Raw genomic sequence first — 19,004 nt, forward strand, 5'->3', positions numbered from 1 at the left:
CCCCAACCTTTGCCCGATCCCGACACCATGCTCAAGCCCATCCTGCTCGCCGCTCTCGGCGCCATTGCCCTGCTGCTGATCTACGCCGCCACACAGCCCGATACCTTCCGGGTTGAGCGCAGCGCCAGCGTCAAGGCGCCGCCGGAGCGCGTGTTCGCGCTCATCAACGACCTCCACAATTTCAACCAGTGGAACCCCTATGAAAAGAAGGACCCGTCCCTGAAGGGCACCTACGGCGCCACGCGCAGCGGGCAGGGCGCCGCCTACGCCTGGGAGAGCGAAAAGGTAGGCGTAGGCAGCATGGAAATCGTCCAAACCGAGCCGGCTGCCAAGGTCACGATGCGGCTGGATTTCATCAAGCCGTTCGAGGCGCACAACACCGCCGAATTCACGCTCATGCCGCAGGCCGATGCCACCAAGGTGACGTGGTCAATGCAAGGCAGCGTGCCGTACTTTGCCAAGCTGGTGCATCTCGTCTTCAATATGGACAAGATGGTGGGCAAGGATTTCGAGCAAGGGCTGGTCAACCTGAAGACGCTGGCCGAGGCGCCGGCCGCTAGGTAAGCGGGGCAACCCGCCGAGCCTCCACCCAATCACGCGAAACCGAATCCAAGGACGAATCATGCATAAGCAAATCTACCTGAACCTCGCCGTGGCCGACCTGCAGCGCTCGCAGGATTTCTTCAAGGGCCTGGGATTTACCTTCAACCCGCAGTTCACCAACGACGACGCCGCTTGCATGGTGATCGGCGAGAACATCCACGCGATGCTGCTCAAGCATGCATTCTTCAAGACCTTCACCACCCGCAAGCTGTGCGATACCTCCGAGAGCACCGAAGTGCTGATCTGCATCTCCTGCGAGAGCCGCGCCGAGGTGGACGCCATGGTCGCCAAAGCCTTGGCCGCCGGCGCAACGGCGCCGCGTGCGCCGCAGGACCACGGCTTCATGTACGGGCACGGGTTCGATGATCTCGACGGGCATATCTGGGAGTTGGTGTATATGGAGCCCTCGGCACCCGGCGCGACCAGCGCGGCTTGAAACACATGGCGACGACGACACCGACGCACCGGGCGATCGAAGCCGTCTGGCGGATCGAATCCGCCAAGGTCATCGCCCACGTTGCGCGCGTGGTGCGCGACGTGGGCCTGGCCGAAGAACTGGCGCAGGACGCCCTGGTTACCGCGCTGGAGCGCTGGACCGAGACCGGCGTGCCGGACAACCCGGGCGCCTGGCTGATGACCACGGCGAAGAACCGCGCGCTCGACCACTTGCGCCAGCAAGCGCTGCACGCCCGCAAGCACGAGCAGATCGGCCAGGATCTCGAAGCGATGGAGGCCCACGTAGTACCGGATTTTGTCGATGCGCTGGATGCCGCGCGCGAGGATGACATCGGCGATGACCTGCTGCGGCTGGTTTTCACCGCCTGCCACCCGGTGCTTTCCACCGATGCGCGGGTCGCCATGACGCTGCGCCTGCTGGGCGGGCTGACCACCGAGGAAATCGCGCGGGCCTTCCTGACCCCGGAACCCACCATCGCCCAGCGCATCGTGCGCGCCAAGCGCACGCTCGGCGCCGCGCGCGTGCCCTTCGAGGTACCCGGGCCCCAGGCACGCGCACCGCGCCTGGCGTCCGTGCTGGAAGTGATCTACCTGATTTTCAATGAAGGCTACTCCGCCACCGCTGGCGATGACTGGATGCGCCCCGCGCTGTGCGAGGAGGCCCTGCGTCTGGGCCGCACCCTGGCCGGCCTGGCGCCGCAGGAAAGCGAGGTGCACGGCCTGGTGGCGCTGATGGAGATCCAGGCCTCGCGCACGCATGCACGGGTCGATGCGCAAGGCCACCCGGTGTTGTTGCTGGAACAGGACCGCAGCCGCTGGGACCACCTGCTGATCCGGCGCGGGATGGCGGCGCTGGCGCGCGCGCAGGAGCTGGGCGGGGCGCTCGGCCCCTACGCCTTGCAGGCGGCGCTGGCCGCCTGCCACGCCCGCGCCACCGCCGCGGCCGATACCGACTGGGCGCAGATCGCCGCCATCTACGACGCGCTGTCGGAGGTGGCGCCCTCACCCGTGGTGGAGCTGAACCGCGCGGTGGCGCTCGGCATGGCTTTCGGCCCCGAGGTTGGCCTGGAGCTGGTGAATGCGCTTCTCACCGAGTCCTCGCTGGCGAAGTACCACTTGCTGCCCAGCGTGCGCGGCGACTTGTTGTACAAGCTCGGCCGCTTCGACGAGGCCCGCGCCGAATTCGAACGCGCCGCCGGCATGACCCGCAACACCCGCGAGCGCGAGTTCTTGCTGGGGCGGGCGCGGGATGCGGGGACTCCCCGGCCGTGACCCGCCAGCGCGCGTGGCTGCGCGTCACCACCGCCCGCCTGGCAAAACACTAATATCGGATACCGAAATAACTCAATTCCCCAATGCCGGAAAGCCGACGATGATCTTAGCCACGGGCCCGGGGGATCGATTGCTCCCGATCTCTGCGCAAGCCATCCGGCCGCCGACGACCGCAGGACCGGCAGGCGATACCATCGAAGTGTTCCAGGAGACGCTAATGATTCCACGGCTACTGTCGACTGCCAGCCTGGCGCTGGTCGCATGCTTTGTATCCGGCACTGCCGGCGCGCAACAACCCGCGCCACAACCCGCCCCCCAGGCGGCGCCGCAAGCGCCCATGAATCCAAAGGAAGCCAAGGCGAAATTCGCCGAGAAGTTCGCTGCCGCCGATACCAACCACGACGGCAAGCTGAGCCGCGAGGAAGCCGAGGCCGGCATGCCGGAGGTCTACAAGAACTTCGACAAGATCGATACGAGGAAGAAGGGGGCGATTACGCAGAAGCAGATTGGCGCGTACTTTGCGGCCAAGGCCAAGCAGAAAGCCGCTGCGCAGAATCCGGGAAGCCTGAACTGAACTGACCTGGCGGCGCCGGCAGGGAGCTTGCGAGCTGAAATGCGTCAAGGTTCCGCCGGCTGCGCACGGCGGGACAGCATCGAAAATGCGGGTCCCTGATGACAGAGATCCCCGGAAAACTGGCCGGATCAAGGCCAGTGCCGGGGAGCTTTAATGATTCCTTGATTCCTTGATTCTCTTTATACCTTTGATACCGGACAACGATGAAGGATCTTTGTTGTCCTTTCAGTCAGGTCAGGAGATTGAAGGCGAACCCTAGCGCAATCGCGCCGCCGAGCGCCTCCACTGCTGCCAGCGCGAGAAGGTTCTTCAGAATGAAGCTTTCGTCCTGCTTGGTCACCATGGTGTTGTCTCCTGGAGTCGGAATCCCACGGCTGGAATGTGGTGGCAAGCTAAGCAGTGCCAATCCACACTCGAGCCACGTCTTGATTCGCTTCCAGTAGACCGCAACCCGGAGCCGGAGAGAAGCTGGCATAAACCCCTATTCAGGCAGCCGGAGGACCGCTGGCCCGGAAGCTGAGAAAGCTGCGGTTCGGGTTTTGGTTTCTGGGTTCTGGTTTCTATTCGGAGCGCAAGGCCTCCTGCGGAGCAAGCCGCGCCGCCCGGCGTGCCGGCAGCACGCCGGCAGCCAGACCGATCACCACCGCCACCAGCTCAGCCAGCATGGCGTAGGACCACGGTGTGTGGACTGGCAGCGCCGGCAACACCGCCGCGAGCACCAGCGCGATGCCCCATCCCAGCAGCAATCCGATCATGCCGCCGATAGCGGCGAGCAGCGCGGCTTCACCAAGAAAGAGGAGCATGACCTGTGCCTCGGTCGCCCCGATGGCGCGCAAGAGCCCGATCTCGGATGTGCGCTCGGCCACAGCGATGGTGAGAATCGTGAGGATTCCCACGCCGCCCACGATCAGCGAGATGGCGCCGATCGCTGCTACCGCGAAGGTGATGGCATCGAGCACGGTGCCGAACACCTCCAGCATCTTTTGCTGGGGGGTGACGGTGAAATCCTCGGCACCATGACGCGCGCTCAACAGGCGCTTGATGCCGTCCTCCACGTCGGGGAGCGCAGCGGTGGGATCGTAGGTGACCTCGATCTCGACCAGGCTTTCCCGGTTGAACAGGTCCAGGGCACGGCCAGCCGGTATATAGACCGTATCGTCCAGGTCGAAGCCTAGCATCTGGCCCTTCGCTTCCATCACGCCTACCACGCGATAGCGTTCACCACCTACGCGGATGCGCGCGCCCAGTGGGTTGTCGCCGCCAAACAGTTCGCGCGCCACTCTTGCGCCCAGTACCGCCAGTGTCCGCGCGGCGCGCGGATCGTCATCGGGCAGGAATTGCCCGGCTGCCACGCGCATGCTCAGCGCTTCAGTGAACCTGGGCCCGACACCATACAGCGTCACTCGCCTGCTCTTGCCGAGGTAGTCGACTTCAGCATTGCCCTGCACCAGTGGGTTGGTCACGCGCACGTGGGGGGCATGGCGCAGGGCGATGGCGTCTTCGATCGTGAGCGGGCGCACGGTGTTGATCGACCCGAGCGAAGCGCCGTGGGTCTGGGTGCGGCCTGGCGTCACGCCGATCAGATTGGTGCCGAACTGGGTGAACTCTTCAATCACGAAGCGATGAAGCCCTTCGCCGATCGAGGTCAGCAAGATGACCGCGGCGATGCCAACGGCGATGCCCAGTGCAGTGAGCGAGGAGCGTAGCCGGTGAGCAGCCAGCGAGGCGAGGGTGAAATGGATGAAGTCTGCATGGCGCATGGGTCATCGTCCCGACAGGGCCAGCACCGGATCCAGCTTTGCCGCGCGTTGGGCCGGTGCCACGGTGAAGGCGATGGCGGTCACGACGGCGATGGCCGGCGCCCCCAGCAAGGCCCACCAAGGCGGTGTGAAGGGAATTGCCGGGTAGAGCTGCACGGCAAGCCTGCACGCGGCTTCGCCCACCGCCAGACCCGCGGCCACGCCACCTAGCGCCAGCAGTACGGCTTCGGTGAGGAAGAGCAGCCGGATGTGGCCGGCGGTGGCGCCGAGCGCCTTGAGCAATCCGATTTCGCGCTGCCGCTGGGTCACGGCAATCAGCATCACGTTCATGATGAGGATGCCGGCCACGGCAAGACTGATGGCCGCGATGCCGCCCACCGCCAGCGTCAGCGCGCGCAGGATGCGGTCGAACGTGGCGAGCACCGCGTCCTGTGTGATGACGGTCACGTCGCGCTTGCCTTCGTGGCGCTGGCGAATGATCTCCTCGGCGTCGGCCTTGGCGCCCTGAATCTGCTCGCGGGTCTTGGCCTCGATCAGAATGCGGAACAGCGAGTCGGTGTTGAACAGGGCCTGGGCCGCGGACAACGGAACGATGACCAGCTCGTCCGTGTTGAAGCCCAGCGATTCACCCTGGCCGGCCAGCAGCCCGATCACGCGAAAGCGCCGGTCTCCGATGCGCAGCCACTCACCCAGCGCCTGGCGCGTGCCAAACAGCTCCATCGCTACCCTGGTGCCGATCACACACACGGGCTGGCCGTGGTGCGGATCGCCCTCCGGCAGGAAGCTGCCCTGGGCTAGCGCCATATGGCGCACCGCCAGCAATTCGGCGGTGGACCCCAGCACCGGCGCTTCGCGTCGCCGCGCGCCGACATGCAGATCCGCGTTCCCGACAATGAGCGCAGCGATGCGCGCGACGGCGGGACTGCGCCTGAGCGCCAACGCATCGTCCAGCGTCAGGTCGCGCGTGGTTGCGCCCAGCACGATCCCCGGCGCTGCGCCGGCCGTTTCGCTGCGCCCGGGCAGCACGATGACGAGGTTGGTGCCAAGTGCGCCGAACTGGTTCACCACGTATAGCCTCGCCCCCTCGCCGAGCGCGCTCACCGCCACCACGGCAGCAACGCCAATTCCCATGGCGAGCAGGATCAGCAGGCTGCGTGAGCGGTAGCCGCGCAGTACTTGCCAGGTGAAGTCGAGAACGTCAGTGAGCCGCATGGCTATCCTGCCGCGCCTCGTCACCGGCAATGCCGCCGTCCACCATGCGCAGCCTGCGCCGGGAGCGGGCGCCGATTTCCGGGTCGTGCGTGACCACGATCAGCGTTGCCCCCTGTGCATGCAGGCCTTCCAGCACCGCCATGACTTCCTGGCCGGTATGCCGGTCCAGGTTGCCGGTGGGCTCATCGGCGAGAATGATCGCCGGGTGCATGGCCATGGCACGCGCGATGGCAACTCGCTGGCACTGCCCGCCCGAGAGCTCGTCGGGCCGGTGCCTGGCACGGTCTTGCAGGCCGTACTCGCCGAGCAGCGCGTCCACGCGGCGCCGCCGTTCGGCCGGGTCCATCCCGGCGAGCACCATCGGCAGCTCGATGTTCGCGGCGGCGGTGAGGCGCGGCACCAGGTGAAAGAACTGGAATACAAAGCCGATCTTCTCACGCCGCAGGCGCGCCAGTTCGTCGTCCGGGAGAGCGGTTACGTCGTGGCCGCCCAACCGGTAAGTCCCGGTATCGGCGCGGTCCAGCAGGCCCAGGATATTGAGCAAGGTGGACTTGCCGGAACCCGATGGGCCCATGATGGAAAGGTACTCTCCCTGAGCAACCGCCAGGTCGATGTCATGAAGCGCGTGCACAGCCTCGCCGCCCAGCGCGAATGTCCGCCCGATGCCGTCGAGCCGGATCATTTTGCTTGTGTCTCCGCGGTAGCCGGTTCTGCCTCGACGGCGGCGATGCCCGCCTGGAGACCAATCCGTTCCGGCGAGGTGACGACGCGCTCGCCGCGCCTGAGCCCCGCGGTCACCTCGGTGAACTCCGCGTTGGCAATCCCGGTGCCGATGGTGCGCGCTTCCAGCCTGCCGGCGGGGTTCAGCACCAGCACGCGGTTGCCGGATGCCAGCGCCGTGGTAGGGATGCGCAGCGTCTGGTCGCGGGCATCGGTCACGATTTCCACGTCGGCGCTATAGCCCACCAGGAGATGGCGGACAAGGTCGGGACTGTCGAACTGGACCTCGACCTCGACGGTGCGGGCCTGCTTCTCCAGCGCCAGGACGTAGGGTGCGACACGCCGCAACCTGCCCTCGAAATGCCTGCCGCGATAGGCATCCAGGGTGACCCGTGCCGGCATGCCTACCTGCAAGCGTGCCGCGTCGATCTCGTCGATCGGTGCGGATACATAGAGGCACGAGTCGTCGATCAGGTCCACGGCAGGCAGCGTCGGGATGCCGGGCGGCGAGGGCGTCAGGTACTCGCCAATCTCGCCGTTGACTTCGGCCACCACGCCGTCGAAAGGCGCTTTCAGCACCGTGCGCGCAGTATCCGCGCGCGAGGCGGCGATACGCGCCCCGGCCTCCTTCACCTGCGCCCTCGCGGATTCGCACGCGGCACGCCTGGAGTCGGCGTCGGCATCGGTCCGCTCCACCGCCTGCGGCGAGACGAAGCCTTTTGCCACCAGTTCCCGCGAGCGTCTCGCGTCGCTTGCCGCCACCTTGGCCAGTTCGCACACTTCGCGCGCGTGCGCGGTGGCTGTCAGCAACTGGTGTTGCGAGAGTTGTTCGCGCGCGACCAGGTCTTCGTTCCAGAGGACGAGGAGTACCTGGCCAGCCTTCACGCGATCGCCCTTGTGGATATTCAGCACCTCGATGCGTCCGGCCGCCGGCGGCGCCAGTTTCGCCCGCCGGCAGGCTGAGACCGCGCCCGCCCGGGTGTTGGCGACAGTGGCCTCGACGCGCCCCTGCTCGACCCTGGCCGTCAATACCGCTACCGGCTTGGCCCGGGTTGCGTACCAGCCTGCGACAACGAGGCCAACGAGTATCGCCACGACAATCGCGATGCGCCTGACGAGGCGGTTGCGCGTCAGCGTTCCTGGCGGAGACAGGGGCTTGTCTGGCATAGGGCAAGAGATGCGAAGACGTCGGGTGCGAATGCTGCGATGCATCAGCCTCACCGTCCACCGTCCTGCAGTCTCTGTATCCTAGCCCGTCGCGCCACCAAGCGCCACATTAGGCATCTGCCCCGCCGCCTCCCAGGGGCATTGGACGTTCGCCTGAATTGGCTAGCATGACTGGCCTCGATGCCGCACGATGCGCAGCACGATGAAAGGCCCGGTCCGGCGCCCTAGCGTGCCAGCGCCCGCAAGCCCTCCAGCAACCTCCCGATCTCCGCCTCGGTGGTCAGGTAGCTGACCGAGGCGCGGGCGATCTGGCTGAGTCCGCCGGCGCGCATATCCAGGGGGGTATAGGCGGCGCCGTTGCTGCCGATCACCACGCCCTGCGCCGCCAGGCTACGCTGCACCGACACCGGGTCCTGGCCGGCCAGGTTGAACGCCACCAGTCCGGAGCGCTCGTGGCCCTGGTCCAGCACCGTCACGCCGGGTATGGCGGCCAGTTGCGCACGCAGCGCCTGCGCGGTGGCATCGATCCGCGCACGGATGTTCTCAAGGCCGATCTCCAGCGCTTCCTGCAAGGCGTTGGCCAGGCCGCAGCGCAGCGCCATCGATGCTTCCGCCGATTCGAAGCGGGCCGCGCCGGCCCGCAGCACCGGCTCGCCGTGCGCGTCCAGCGGCGCGGAGTACGTGTCGACGAATGCCGGCGTGAGCCGGGGCAGGAAGTCCTGGCGCACATACAGCAGGCCTGTTCCCCTTGGGCCACGCAGCGCCTTGCGCCCGGCGCCGCTGAGCACGTCGCAGCCCAACTGGGCTACGTCGATCGGCAATTGCCCCACCGCCTGCGCGGCGTCGATGAAGTAGGGGATGCCGTGGCGCCGCGCTACCTTTCCGATGGCCGCTGCCGGGTTGATCAGCCCGCCGTTGGCTGGCAGCCAGGTCAGCGCAATCAGGCGCACGCGGTCGTCCAGCATGGCCTCCAGCGCCTCGGGATCCACCGCGCCGCTGCTATCGGACGCAATGGCTTCGATCGACGCGCCCGCGCGCTGCGCCGTCAGGCGCATGGTGGCGAGGTTGCCGCCCCATTCGTGGCGCCCGACCAGGATCCGGTCGCCGGGTTGCCAGGCTCCCAGGGCGGCGAACGCGGCGCCCCAGCCCGGCGAATTGCCCGTGGTCAGCGCGATCTCCGCCGGCTGGGCGTTGAGCAGTTGCGCGGCGAGGGTACGCGCGCGTTCCGTCTGTTGGCGCGCCGCGACGCCGGCTTCCATGGGGCCCAGCATAGCCTCGCGCTGCAGATGGCTGTAGATCGCCTCGAGCGTGGCTGCTGACGGCAGGCTGGCGCCGCCGTGGTTGAAATGCGTGGTGCCTTGCGCACCCGGGGTAAGGGCGCGCAAGGCGTCGATGGCGGCAGCGGTAAGGGGGGCAGCGGTACGGGCTGGCATGGGGGCTCCTGGGATGCGCGTCCGGCTCAGGCCGGGGTCAGCGAGATGACCGCTTCGACTTCCACGGCGACGCCAGCAGGCAGCGAGGCCACGCCCACAGCGCTGCGCGCATGGCGGCCCGCATCGCCGAAGACCTGCACCATCAGGTCCGACGCACCGTTGGCGATGGCGCTCTGGCGATTGAAGTCCGGCGTACAGGCCACGAACACGCCCAGCCGCACCACACGGGCCACCCGGTCGAGCCGGTCACCCGTGGCCGCGGCGATCTGCGAGAGGATGCCGAGCGCCGACAGCCGCGCCGCCCGCACGCCGTCTTCGTCCGAAATATTGTCGCCCAGGCGGCCCAGGTACGCGGCCTGGCCATGTTCGCGGGAGATCTGGCCGGAGATATAGAGCTGGTTGCCGTCCTGCACGAACGATACGTAGTTGGCAGCGGGCGCGGCCGCGGCTTCCAGGGTCAGCCCGAGTTCGGCCACGCGGGCGGAGAGGGAGAGGGTCATGTGGGTTGCGCGGGAAAGAGATTGGGAAGGCCCATCCTATCGGCTTGGTGGCCGGGAAACCAATCAATTCTTGCCTCGCCACACATGAGCAAAACTAATCCGTAGGTGACCACATGGCGCCACATGGCGCCACGCGGCGTCAGGTGCCGTCCAGCGCATCCTCGGCGGCCGCCGCCATCAGCCAGCCTCGGAATGCCGATGCGGCCTCGCCCAGCGCCCCGCGCGGCGCGACCAGCCACCAGCCGATGCCGGGATCCTCCAGCACCGCGTCGGGCAGGGCCTGCACCAGCGCGCCGCTGGCCAGTTGCTGGGCGATCAGGCGGTGGCGGCCCATGGCGATGCCCTGGCCGGCGAGCGCCGCTTCCACCACGATGTTGTAGTCGTGCAGATGCACGGTCTGCGCCTGGCTCAGGTCCAGGCCAAAGCGGCGCGACCAGGCATCCCACTCGAACGGCTGCCGGGCATGCGACGATAAAAACGCAAAGCGCAGCAGGTCCTGTGGCTTGGCGGGCCGGTCCGGCCCGGCGATCAGGCCGGGCACGCAGACCACCGACAGGCGCTCCGGCATCAGTTGCTGCGCCTGCACGCCCGGCCAGGCGCCGCGCCCGTAGCGGATCGCCACGTCAACCTCGCCGCCGGCCACATCGGCCAGGCCGATGTCGGGCCGCAACTGCAGGTCGATGCCGGGATGCGCCAGCGAGAACGCCTGCAAGCGCGGCGCCAGCCAGCGCGTGCCAAATGACGCCAGCAGCCCTACGGTCAGCGTCGTGCGCGTCGTGCCGGGCGCCCGTACCTGCTCCGTGCCATCGCGCAGCAGCGCGAATGCCGCGTGCACCTTGGCGTAGTACGCCTGCCCCGCGGGCGTCAACGCAACGGCGCGCGCGCGCCGCTCGAACAGCGTCACGCCCAGGTCGCTCTCCAGGCGCTGGATATGGTGGCTGATGGCGCTTTGTGACACAAAAAGCTCTTGCCCCGCCAGGCTGAAGCTCAGGCGCCGGGCGGCGGCTTCGAACGCGCGCAGGCTCACGAGAGGCGGCAGGGATCGCATGGAACGCATGAGGCTGAGTCGAAAGCTGGAGGCGAGCGCGCCATGCTACGCCTGGTTGCGCAAGCCTGCTGGTTCCGTCTTGCCTCAAAACGAGGCCGCTCATGCACCATTTGTATCGCCTCATTTGGTGCGCGATGCGTCTGTTACTTCATTTTTCCAGAAAAAATACATATGTTTCATGGTTATCCATGATGGAACAGTTGTTGCTCATTGAATACCATTCAAACGCGATGGCCTGTCGCATGTCTGCTAAACAAGGAGCGATAAATGAAAGCTGTGAAAGCCACCTGCCTCGGATTGGCAATGCTGGGAGCGACGCTTGGCATGGGGGCGGTCCAGGCCTCGGATGTGGCTGCCAGCCCGACACTGGCCCGGATCAAGGAGTCGGGAACGATCACCATCGGGCATCGCACCACCTCGATCCCGTTTTCCTACTACGACAGCAACCAGAAGGTGATCGGCTACTCGCAGGACATCTGCGACAAGGTGGTGGCCGAGGTCAAGAAGCAGGCAGGGTTGTCCAGGCTTGACGTGCGCATGGTGCCGGTCACATCGCAGAACCGCATATCCCTGGTCCAGAACGGCACGGTGGACCTGGAGTGCGGGGTCACCACCAACCTGAAAGCGCGCCAGCAGCAGGTGGCGTTCTCCACCACCTTCTTTGTTGCCGGCACGCGCCTGCTGGTCAAGAGGGGCGGCCCGGTCCACGACTTCCCGGACCTCAGCGGCAAGACCGTGGTCACCAACGCGGGCACCACGTCCGAGCGGATCCTGCGCAAGCTCAACGACGACAAGAAGGCCAACATCACCATCCAGAGCGCCAAGGACTACGGCGAGTCGTTCCTGATCCTGCAATCGGGCCGCGTCTCTGCCTTCATGATGGACGACGTGCTGCTGTCGGGCGCGAAAACGCTGGCGCCGAACCCGGCGCAATGGGAAGTGGTCGGCACGCCCCAATCGTTCGAGGCCTACGGTTTCATGATGCGCAAGGACGATCCCGAGTTCAAGAAGCTGGTCGATGGCGTGATCACCGGCCTGATGAAGAGCGGCGAGATCAAGGGCCTGTACGACAAATGGTTCAGCAAGCCGGTGCCGCCAAAGAACATCAATTTCGAGTTCCCGATGAGTGCCGCGGTCAAGAAGGCTTACGACCAGCCCAGCGACGAAGCGTTTGAGTAATCCCGTACCCGGAGGAGACCAGCATGACCGTTGTCAAGAACGCCGCCACCCTGGGTGATGCGGTAGAAGCGCCCCGCGTCGAGAGCGCGCTGGACGCCGCCGCCTTCGCCAAGGTGACCAGGCGCATCGTGCCATTCATCGTCCTTTGCTATTTCTTCAGCTACCTGGATCGGGTGAATGTTGGCTTTGCCAAGCTGCAGATGCAGCAGGCGCTGGGGCTGAGCGACGTGGTGTACGGCATCGGGGCCGGCATCTTCTTCTGGGGCTACATGCTCTGCCAGGTGCCCAGCAGCCTGCTGATCTACCGGCTGGGCATGCGCAAGAGCATGGCTGCCATCATGATCATGTGGGGCCTGGTGTCGGCCGCGACCATGCTGGTGAGCACGCCAGCGGAGTTCTACTTCGCTCGTTTCATGCTGGGCGTGACGGAAGCCGGCTTCTTCCCTGCCGCGGTCATGTACCTGAACAAATGGTATCCGGCAGCCCGGCAGTCGAAGATCATGTCGATCCTGTTCCTGGCGATGCCGCTGGGGATGGTGCTGGGCGGGCCGATTTCCGGCGCGTTGATGTCCGGCACGCACGACCTGCATGGCTTGCAGGGCTGGCAGTGGATGTTCCTGATCGAAGCGTTGCCGGCGATCGTGCTGGGCCTGCTCGTGCTCAGGATGCTGCCGGAGTCGCCTCAGACCGCGCCGTGGCTGACCAGGGAGGAAGCGGCGGCGATCACCACCACGCTATCCACCGAAAACGCCCGCAAGAACACGAGCTTCGTGGCCGCGCTCAAGTCCCCGGTGCTGTGGATGCTGATGGGCATTTGCCTGCTGTTCAATATCGGCAACTATGGCCTGGTGTTCTGGCTCCCGACCATCATCCAGTCCACGGGCATGCAGTCGCCCCTCGAGATTGCCCTGCTGACGGCGATCCCGTACGGCGTTGCCTGCGTGGTGATGAACCGCAACGCGGCGCATGCGCAGCGCGTGGGCGAGCGGCGCCTGCATGCCGCCGTCCCGCTCTTTGTCGCGGCCGCGGCCATGTGGGCCAGCACGCTGTTTGCGCACAATACCGTCATGGCCATGGTGTTCCTGACCATCGGCATCTCCGGCCTGATGGCGACGCTGGCGATGTTCTGGGGCCTGCCGGGCCGCGTGCTGGCCGGTACGGCCGCCGCCGGCGGCATCGCCATGATCAACAGCGCCGCCAGCCTCGCCGGCTTGATCGGCCCCGTGCTCATGGGTGGCATCAAGCAGTCCACCGGCAGCATCTCGCTGGGGGTGCTGGCACTGGCTGCCATGATGCTGATCGCCGCGGTGCTGATCCTCGCCATTCCGCGCGCGCTCATGTCCGACCGGCAGGTGTGAGATGGCGATGCAACGCCTGACGCAGGCGGAACTGCTGGCTGCCGTCGATACGGCCATTGGCAAAGTCCTGCCCCCGGTCTCGGCGGAGGATATCCAGGCTGTCGTGGCGCTGGTGCAGGGCATGGAGGGCATGGCGCTGGGGCTTGCCAATGCCTTGGCAGGCGGGCAGGCGCGCAGCAGGGTGGGGGGCGGCAATGGCGGTTGATTTGCAGTCCGTGGCCGGCATTGCGGCGCAATTGCGCTCCGGCAGCCTTAGCGCGCAAGACGTGGTTCGGGCCAGCCTTGCCAGGGCGGCGCAGGTGGCGTCGCTGAACTGTGTCTCCCGGTTGCTGGCGCGGGAGGCCGTTGTTGGCGCGGGTGCCTGTGATACGGCCCGCCTCGCCGGCAAGGCCCCGCTCCCCCTGGCCGGCGTGCCTTTCGTCGTCAAGAACCTGCTGGACGTGGAAGGTCACGCGACGCTTGCCGGCGCGCATGCGCGGGCGAACGAGCCGCCCGCCACCCGCAGCGCCGCCGTGGTGCAAGCGTTGATGGCGGCCGGCGCGATCCCGGTGGCGCTGACACAGATGGACGAATATGCCTGCGGCGCTACCGGCGAGAACGTGATCGGCGGACCGGTGCGCAATCCGCTGGATCCGGCCAGGATCGCGGGCGGATCGTCGGCGGGCACCGCCGCGGCGATTGCAGCCGGGATCGCACCGATTGGCATCGGGTCCGATACCAACGGGTCCATTCGCGCGCCTGCATCGTTCTGCGGCATCTGGGGCCTGCGGCCGACCACGGGCCGCATGTCGGCGCAAGGCTGCTTTCCGTATGCCGAGAGCCTGGACGCGGTGGGTCCGATGGCCTCGGATGCGGCCGGGCTGGCATTGGCGTACCGCGCGATGCTAGGGCCCGGATCCGGACCCAGACCCGGCGAGCCGGCGCCGGCTGCCGGCGTGTCGATGGCTGGCCTGCGCGTGGGGATTCTGCAAGCCGGCTTTGGCGATTTTGCGCAGGACGAGGCCCAGGACGCCGTGCTGCGCGTTGCCTCGGCGTTTGATGCCGTACGAAAGATCGATCTGCCCGAAGCCGATCTTGCACGCGACGCCGCGTCGATCATTTCCGCGTTTGAAGTCGGGCGCAACCATGTTCAGCGCGGATTCGCCGAGCGCCATCCTGGCTATAGCGCTTTTGTGCGCCAGCGCATGCTGGCCGGCCTGTCCATCCCCGAGGGCTGGTACCAGTTGGCCAAGGCCTACCAGGCCGCGTGGCGCCAAAAGCTCGAGGCACTGTTCGACGAGGTCGACCTGCTGCTGGCGTGCACCACACCGTATGCGGCACCCCTGATCGGGGCGGAGCAGATCGCCGGCGGCAAGCGGGCCTACGTGCCGCGCGCCGATGCCGGCCACCTGACGCGCCCTGTCTCGCTGGCGGGGCTGCCCGTGGTCGCCGCGCCTTGCGCCGTGGCCGGCCTGCCCCTCGGCGTACAGCTGATCGCGCCGCCGTGGCAGGAAACACGGTGCCTGGAGGCGGCGTTGTTCCTGGAGGCGCAAGGGCTTTGCCGCAATACGCGGGCCGGCTGCAGCCAGCTCGCCTAGACAGAATGTCCGGCCAGCTAGCCCCGCCTGGCCGGGACATAGGCGCCGGTCTGGTGCAACTGGCCTTCGGCGAGTTCGAGCGCTTTGATCGCGCCCTTGCCCTTCTTGGCGAGCAACTGCTCGACCAGGGCTTCCGCCGCAGCCACGCCGGCCGTGATGGAGGGAAAGAACGACGGGCTGTCGATGGAGAACAGCAGCGTGCAATCGGCATGCAAGGCAATCGGCGCCACGGTGCTGTCGGCCAGGGCCACCACGCGGCAGCCGGCCTCGCGCGCGGCATCGGCCACGCGGATGCTTTCCTGCGAATAGGGCGCAAAGCTCACGACCACCACGGCATCCTTGGCCGTCAGCGCGCGCAGCTCCATTTCGAGGGTGCCCGCATCGCCACGGATCAGGTGCACCGTTGGGCGAAACAGCCGATACACGTAATGCAGGGTGAACGCGATGGGGTAGCACGAGCGAAAGCCCGCCACATACACATTGGGCGCGGCGCTGAGCAGATCGGCAGCCTGCGGCATCGACTCGGCATTGTTGGCCCCGGTCAGGTCCAGGTTGCGGTGCTGGGCGTCGAGCATTTCCGTGAGCATCCGGCTTGACCCGCTCTCGCGCACCAGCTTCTTGGCACGCTTGGCGTAGGGCTGCGGGCCGCCGCGGATCGACTCGACAAAGAGCTCGCGCAGGCCCTGCCAGCCCTCGAAGCCAAGGAACTGCGCCAGGCGCACCAGGGTGGCCGGCTGGACACCTGCATTCGCGGCGATCTTGCGCATGGAAAGGATGGGAATCTCCTGCGGATGATCGAGCAGGTAGCGCGCCCCGCCCTGGAACTGCGTACTGAGCGTGGCGAAGTTCTCCCGGAGATGAACAAGTAGTTCATCCAGGCTCTGCGGCGGCATGGAGACTTCGGTAGGCATGGGCGGTGTCCTGATCGATGGATGCAACATGGATGTAACGATTGTTGCACAACTGATCACCCGCTGCACGGGACGTGGCGTCGGCGTGGCTTCACGCGGAATGAATCGAGTGAATCTCGTTGATTTTTTAAGAAACATATGTTGCATAACCGGGCGCGCTTTCATATACTTCGCCGGTGCCGGCAGCGCTTCTTTGGCAGCGCCAGCCTTGAAGGCGATGTTGGCAGTCCCGGGCGCGGGCGCGCTACGGCTTTGCGGCCCGGGAGGCCGGAAGGTGGGCGCAGGTTGTCAAACAAGCGGGAATCAAACCACGGTAAGCGGGGGAGAGAAGTCATGTCGGCATTACCCATGGAAGCCGCCAGCATTGCGGATCTGCTGTTTCGGCGCGCGACGCTGGTCGATGGCACGGGCGCGCCGCGGCGGATCGCGGATGTCGCCGTCGCCGGCGGCCGGGTCGTTGCCGTCGGCGACCTCGCCGGCATGCGGGCCAGGGATGTGATCGACGCGACGGGCCGCGTGCTGGCGCCGGGCTTCATCGATTCCCACACGCACGACGACGGCTACCTGCTGGTGCATCCGGAGATGGAGCCCAAGGTCTCGCAGGGCATCACCACGGTGGTGACAGGCAATTGCGGCATCAGCGTGGCGCCGCTGGTCAGCGGCGATCCGCCGCAGCCACTGGATCTGATGGGGCCGGCGGAACTGTTCCGGTTCGCCGAGTTCGCCGACTGGCTGGATGCCATGCGCGCCAAGCCGGCCAACGTGAACGTGGTGCCGTTGCTGGGCCACTCCACGCTGCGCGTCAAGGTTATGCCGGACGTGAGCCGCGAGGCCAATGCGGACGAAGTGGCCGCCATGCGCGTGGAGGTGGAAAAAGCCATGCAGGCAGGCGCCTTCGGCGTCTCCACTGGCACCTTCTATCCGCCGGCCGCCGCCGCCACGGAGCGGGAGATCATCCAGGTCTGCGAGCCGCTGCGGGCATTCGGGGGCATCTACTCCACCCACTTGCGCGACGAGACCGACGATATCGTGCCCTCCATCGAGGAGGCGCTCAGGATTGGCGGGGCGCTGGATTGCCGCATCGTCTTCTCGCATCACAAGGTGGCAGGCAAGCGCAATCACGGCCGCTCCGTGGAGACCCTGGCCATCCTGGAGAAAGCCTCCAGGCTGCAGCCGCTGTGCCTGGACTGCCATCCCTATCCCGCAACCTCGACGATGCTCCGGCTCGATCGCGTACGGCAAGCCACGCGCACCATGATCACCTGGTCCAAAGGCTATCCAGAAGCGGGCGGCCGGGATTTCCAGGAACTCATGCAGACGCTGGGGCTGGACGAACATGGCCTGCTGGAGCGGCTCAAGCCCGCCGCCGCCATCTACTTCATCATGGATGAAGCGGACGTCGAGCGCATCGCCAGCTTTCCCCTGACCATCTTTGGCTCGGACGGGCTGCCGTTCGACCCACGCCCCCATCCGCGCCAGTGGGGCACGTTCCCGCGCATCCTTGCGCGGATGGTGCGCGAGTCCGGGCTGATGACGCTTGAGCAAGCCGTTCACAAGATGTCCGGGCTTGCCGCCGAGCAATACGGACTCACGGATCGAGGGCTGGTCCGTGCCGGCCAGTTCGCCGACCTGGTCCTGTTCGACGCGCAGCGTGTGCAGGACCACGCCACCTTCGAGGATCCGATCCGCCTGAGCGAAGGCATCCACGGCGTCTGGGTCAATGGCCAGCGCGTGTGGGAAGACACACACGTTATCCCGGCATTTCCCGGCCAGGTTCTCACGCACCGCCCGCGTCCCTAATTCGATATTTTGTTCTCACACCAGACATCATGACCCACGTATTCCACCGCAATCCCCGCCAGACGCTTGCCGTGGCAGTCGCCGGCAAGGGCATCGAGCTCGTCGACAGCAATGGCAAGCACTACATCGACGCGTCAGGCGGGGCCGCGGTGTCCTGCCTGGGCCACGGGCATCCCAGGGTGATCGAGGCGATCAAGCAGCAGGCCGACTCGCTTGCCTACGCGCATACGTCGTTCTTCACCACCGAAGTGTCGGAAGAACTGGCCCGCACCCTGGCGCAAGCGGCGCCCGGCGATCTGAACCACGTCTACTTTGTCTCGGGCGGCTCGGAGGCGGTCGAGGCCGCGTTGAAGCTGGCGCGGCAGTATTTCGTGGAGATCGGGCAAACGCAGCGCCGCCACTTCATCGCGCGCCGCCAGAGCTACCACGGCAACACGCTGGGGGCGCTGGCCATCGGCGGCAATGCATGGCGCCGTGAGCCGTTCCTGCCCCTGCTGGTGCCGGCGCACCATGTGGCGCCGTGCTACGCCTACCGGGACCAGGAGGCGGGCGAGACCGACCAGCAGTACGCGCAGCGCCTGGCCGACGAGCTTGAAGCCAAGATCCTCGAACTTGGCCCGCACAGCGTCGCCGCGTTCGTGGCGGAGACCGTGGTGGGCGCGACCGCCGGCGCGGTGCCGCCGGTGGCGGACTATCTCAGGCGCGTTCGCGCCGTCTGCGACAAGTACGGCGTGCTGCTGATCCTCGACGAAATCATGTCCGGCATGGGCCGCACCGGCTACCTGTTCGCGTGCGAGGAGGACGGCGTGGTGCCCGATATCGTGACCATCGCCAAGGGCCTGGCCGCGGGCTATCAGCCGATCGGCGCCATGATATCGAGCAGCCGCATCTATGACGCGGTGGTGGGCGGCAGCGGCTTCTTCCAGCATGGGCATACGTATATCGGGCATGCCACCGCTTGCGCGGCGGCACTGGCCGTGCAGCGCACCATCGCCGAGGACTGTCTGCTGGAGAACGTGCTGGCTCGCGGCGGGCAACTGCGCGCCCGGCTGCGCGAAACGCTGGGCGATCACCCCAACGTTGGCGACATCCGCGGCCGTGGTCTCTTTGTCGGTGTGGAGTTCGTGGCTGAGCGCGAGACCAAGGCGACGCTGGACCCGGCCCTGAAGATGCATGCCCGGCTCAAATCCACCGCCATGCAAAACGGGCTGCTGATCTATCCGATGGGGGGCACCGTGGATGGCATGCGGGGCGACCACGTGCTCTTTGCGCCGCCTTTCATCTGTTCGGCACAGGATATCGACCGCATCGTCGAGCGCTTTGCCGCGTCGGTCCAGGCCGTGATGCCGGCGACCCGCGGCGCGCTCGCCTGAGCCGGGACGCCAAGCGCAAGACGGGGGGGCGGCACGGCGCAACAGGCGGTCGTATTGCGTA

At 66.7% G+C, this 19,004-nt stretch carries 18 protein-coding genes; 10 read left to right on the top strand and 8 right to left on the bottom strand.

The window, feature by feature from the left end:
• Positions 1-27 precede the first annotated feature (27 nt).
• From RR42_RS26765 to RR42_RS26780, 4 genes are all read left to right on the top strand, one after another.
• Positions 28-564, top strand: coding sequence for an SRPBCC family protein (locus RR42_RS26765; RefSeq protein WP_043357998.1), 537 nt, complete (start codon positions 28-30; stop codon positions 562-564).
• 58 nt (positions 565-622) lie between these two features.
• Positions 623-1,039 carry a VOC family protein gene (locus RR42_RS26770; protein WP_043354451.1) on the top strand — a complete coding sequence of 139 codons (417 nt, stop codon included), beginning with the start codon at positions 623-625 and terminating at the stop codon, positions 1,037-1,039.
• A gap of 5 nt (positions 1,040-1,044) precedes the next feature.
• Complete coding sequence (locus tag RR42_RS26775; RefSeq protein ID WP_043354453.1) at positions 1,045-2,331, top strand: RNA polymerase sigma factor; 1,287 nt, start codon at positions 1,045-1,047, stop codon at positions 2,329-2,331.
• A 217-nt stretch (positions 2,332-2,548) separates the two neighbouring features.
• Positions 2,549-2,905 (top strand): calcium-binding protein, encoded by a 357-nt coding sequence (locus RR42_RS26780; RefSeq protein WP_043354455.1) that lies wholly within the window; start codon positions 2,549-2,551, stop codon positions 2,903-2,905.
• Between the two features lie 560 nt (positions 2,906-3,465).
• Here RR42_RS26780 and RR42_RS26785 read toward each other — a convergent pair.
• The 7 genes from RR42_RS26785 to RR42_RS26815 all read right to left on the bottom strand — a co-directional run bounded on the left by RR42_RS26785 (position 3,466) and on the right by RR42_RS26815 (position 10,754).
• Complete coding sequence (locus RR42_RS26785) at positions 3,466-4,665, bottom strand: ABC transporter permease (protein ID WP_043354456.1); 1,200 nt, start codon at positions 4,663-4,665, stop codon at positions 3,466-3,468.
• A gap of 3 nt (positions 4,666-4,668) precedes the next feature.
• Positions 4,669-5,877, bottom strand: a complete 1,209-nt coding sequence (locus RR42_RS26790) for an ABC transporter permease (RefSeq protein WP_043354457.1) — start codon at positions 5,875-5,877, stop codon at positions 4,669-4,671.
• Positions 5,864-6,559: an ABC transporter ATP-binding protein gene (locus RR42_RS26795; RefSeq protein ID WP_043354459.1), complete on the bottom strand. Its 696-nt coding sequence runs from the start codon at positions 6,557-6,559 to the stop codon at positions 5,864-5,866. The genes RR42_RS26790 and RR42_RS26795 overlap by 14 nt, the downstream gene beginning before the upstream one ends.
• Entirely contained in the window at positions 6,556-7,764 is a 1,209-nt protein-coding gene (locus tag RR42_RS26800) for an efflux RND transporter periplasmic adaptor subunit (protein WP_052494990.1), read from the bottom strand. The genes RR42_RS26795 and RR42_RS26800 overlap by 4 nt, the downstream gene beginning before the upstream one ends.
• A gap of 224 nt (positions 7,765-7,988) precedes the next feature.
• A complete protein-coding gene (locus RR42_RS26805) occupies positions 7,989-9,197 on the bottom strand; it encodes an aminotransferase class V-fold PLP-dependent enzyme (RefSeq protein WP_043354461.1) in 1,209 nt (402 codons plus the stop codon).
• 26 nt (positions 9,198-9,223) lie between these two features.
• Entirely contained in the window at positions 9,224-9,697 is a 474-nt protein-coding gene (locus RR42_RS26810) for a RidA family protein (protein WP_043354463.1), read from the bottom strand.
• A 139-nt stretch (positions 9,698-9,836) separates the two neighbouring features.
• The gene (locus RR42_RS26815) at positions 9,837-10,754 is read right to left on the bottom strand and encodes a LysR substrate-binding domain-containing protein (protein WP_043354465.1); all 918 of its coding nucleotides are present in this window, start codon (positions 10,752-10,754) and stop codon (positions 9,837-9,839) included.
• A gap of 294 nt (positions 10,755-11,048) precedes the next feature.
• Between RR42_RS26815 and RR42_RS26820 the strand changes: the two genes are divergently transcribed.
• From RR42_RS26820 to RR42_RS26835, 4 genes are read left to right on the top strand one after another with little or no spacing between them, the layout of a single operon-like run.
• Positions 11,049-11,924 (top strand): glutamate/aspartate ABC transporter substrate-binding protein, encoded by an 876-nt coding sequence (locus RR42_RS26820; protein ID WP_043354467.1) that lies wholly within the window; start codon positions 11,049-11,051, stop codon positions 11,922-11,924.
• A gap of 23 nt (positions 11,925-11,947) precedes the next feature.
• Positions 11,948-13,282 carry an MFS transporter gene (locus RR42_RS26825; RefSeq protein ID WP_052494992.1) on the top strand — a complete coding sequence of 445 codons (1,335 nt, stop codon included), beginning with the start codon at positions 11,948-11,950 and terminating at the stop codon, positions 13,280-13,282.
• 7 nt (positions 13,283-13,289) lie between these two features.
• Positions 13,290-13,487, top strand: a complete 198-nt coding sequence (locus RR42_RS26830) for a hypothetical protein (protein WP_158408318.1) — start codon at positions 13,290-13,292, stop codon at positions 13,485-13,487.
• Entirely contained in the window at positions 13,477-14,859 is a 1,383-nt protein-coding gene (locus RR42_RS26835; RefSeq protein ID WP_043354471.1) for an AtzE family amidohydrolase, read from the top strand. Before RR42_RS26830 ends, RR42_RS26835 begins: the two co-directional genes overlap by 11 nt.
• 17 nt (positions 14,860-14,876) lie before the next feature.
• Here the strand turns inward: RR42_RS26835 and RR42_RS26840 are convergent, their stop codons facing one another.
• Complete coding sequence (locus RR42_RS26840; protein WP_043354473.1) at positions 14,877-15,770, bottom strand: MurR/RpiR family transcriptional regulator; 894 nt, start codon at positions 15,768-15,770, stop codon at positions 14,877-14,879.
• A 333-nt stretch (positions 15,771-16,103) separates the two neighbouring features.
• Here RR42_RS26840 and RR42_RS26845 point away from each other — a divergent pair, with 333 nt between their 5' ends.
• Both RR42_RS26845 and RR42_RS26850 read left to right on the top strand, forming a co-directional pair.
• Complete coding sequence (locus tag RR42_RS26845; protein ID WP_043354475.1) at positions 16,104-17,570, top strand: N-acyl-D-amino-acid deacylase family protein; 1,467 nt, start codon at positions 16,104-16,106, stop codon at positions 17,568-17,570.
• Between the two features lie 29 nt (positions 17,571-17,599).
• Positions 17,600-18,943, top strand: coding sequence for an aspartate aminotransferase family protein (locus RR42_RS26850; protein ID WP_043354477.1), 1,344 nt, complete (start codon positions 17,600-17,602; stop codon positions 18,941-18,943).
• The last annotated feature ends 61 nt before the right edge of the window (positions 18,944-19,004 follow it).

This window comes from Cupriavidus basilensis (assembly GCF_000832305.1).
GTDB classification, from domain to species: domain Bacteria; phylum Pseudomonadota; class Gammaproteobacteria; order Burkholderiales; family Burkholderiaceae; genus Cupriavidus; species Cupriavidus basilensis_F.

What these genes read in the sequence shown, in the direction of transcription:
- RR42_RS26790 (WP_043354457.1), bottom strand. Translation starts at nt 5,877, where the DNA reads ATGCGGCTCACTGACGTTCTCGACTTCACCTGGCAAGTACTGCGCGGC.
- RR42_RS26820 (WP_043354467.1), top strand. Translation starts at nt 11,049, where the DNA reads ATGCTGGGAGCGACGCTTGGCATGGGGGCGGTCCAGGCCTCGGATGTG.
- RR42_RS26815 (WP_043354465.1), bottom strand. Translation starts at nt 10,754, where the DNA reads ATGCGTTCCATGCGATCCCTGCCGCCTCTCGTGAGCCTGCGCGCGTTC.
- RR42_RS26840 (WP_043354473.1), bottom strand. Translation starts at nt 15,770, where the DNA reads ATGCCTACCGAAGTCTCCATGCCGCCGCAGAGCCTGGATGAACTACTT.
- RR42_RS26780 (WP_043354455.1), top strand. Translation starts at nt 2,549, where the DNA reads ATGATTCCACGGCTACTGTCGACTGCCAGCCTGGCGCTGGTCGCATGC.
- RR42_RS26785 (WP_043354456.1), bottom strand. Translation starts at nt 4,665, where the DNA reads ATGCGCCATGCAGACTTCATCCATTTCACCCTCGCCTCGCTGGCTGCT.
- RR42_RS26795 (WP_043354459.1), bottom strand. Translation starts at nt 6,559, where the DNA reads ATGATCCGGCTCGACGGCATCGGGCGGACATTCGCGCTGGGCGGCGAG.
- RR42_RS26845 (WP_043354475.1), top strand. Translation starts at nt 16,104, where the DNA reads ATGTCGGCATTACCCATGGAAGCCGCCAGCATTGCGGATCTGCTGTTT.
- RR42_RS26770 (WP_043354451.1), top strand. Translation starts at nt 623, where the DNA reads ATGCATAAGCAAATCTACCTGAACCTCGCCGTGGCCGACCTGCAGCGC.
- RR42_RS26825 (WP_052494992.1), top strand. Translation starts at nt 11,948, where the DNA reads ATGACCGTTGTCAAGAACGCCGCCACCCTGGGTGATGCGGTAGAAGCG.
- RR42_RS26765 (WP_043357998.1), top strand. Translation starts at nt 28, where the DNA reads ATGCTCAAGCCCATCCTGCTCGCCGCTCTCGGCGCCATTGCCCTGCTG.
- RR42_RS26830 (WP_158408318.1), top strand. Translation starts at nt 13,290, where the DNA reads ATGCAACGCCTGACGCAGGCGGAACTGCTGGCTGCCGTCGATACGGCC.
- RR42_RS26805 (WP_043354461.1), bottom strand. Translation starts at nt 9,197, where the DNA reads ATGCCAGCCCGTACCGCTGCCCCCCTTACCGCTGCCGCCATCGACGCC.
- RR42_RS26775 (WP_043354453.1), top strand. Translation starts at nt 1,045, where the DNA reads ATGGCGACGACGACACCGACGCACCGGGCGATCGAAGCCGTCTGGCGG.
- RR42_RS26835 (WP_043354471.1), top strand. Translation starts at nt 13,477, where the DNA reads ATGGCGGTTGATTTGCAGTCCGTGGCCGGCATTGCGGCGCAATTGCGC.
- RR42_RS26850 (WP_043354477.1), top strand. Translation starts at nt 17,600, where the DNA reads ATGACCCACGTATTCCACCGCAATCCCCGCCAGACGCTTGCCGTGGCA.
- RR42_RS26800 (WP_052494990.1), bottom strand. Translation starts at nt 7,764, where the DNA reads ATGCCAGACAAGCCCCTGTCTCCGCCAGGAACGCTGACGCGCAACCGC.
- RR42_RS26810 (WP_043354463.1), bottom strand. Translation starts at nt 9,697, where the DNA reads ATGACCCTCTCCCTCTCCGCCCGCGTGGCCGAACTCGGGCTGACCCTG.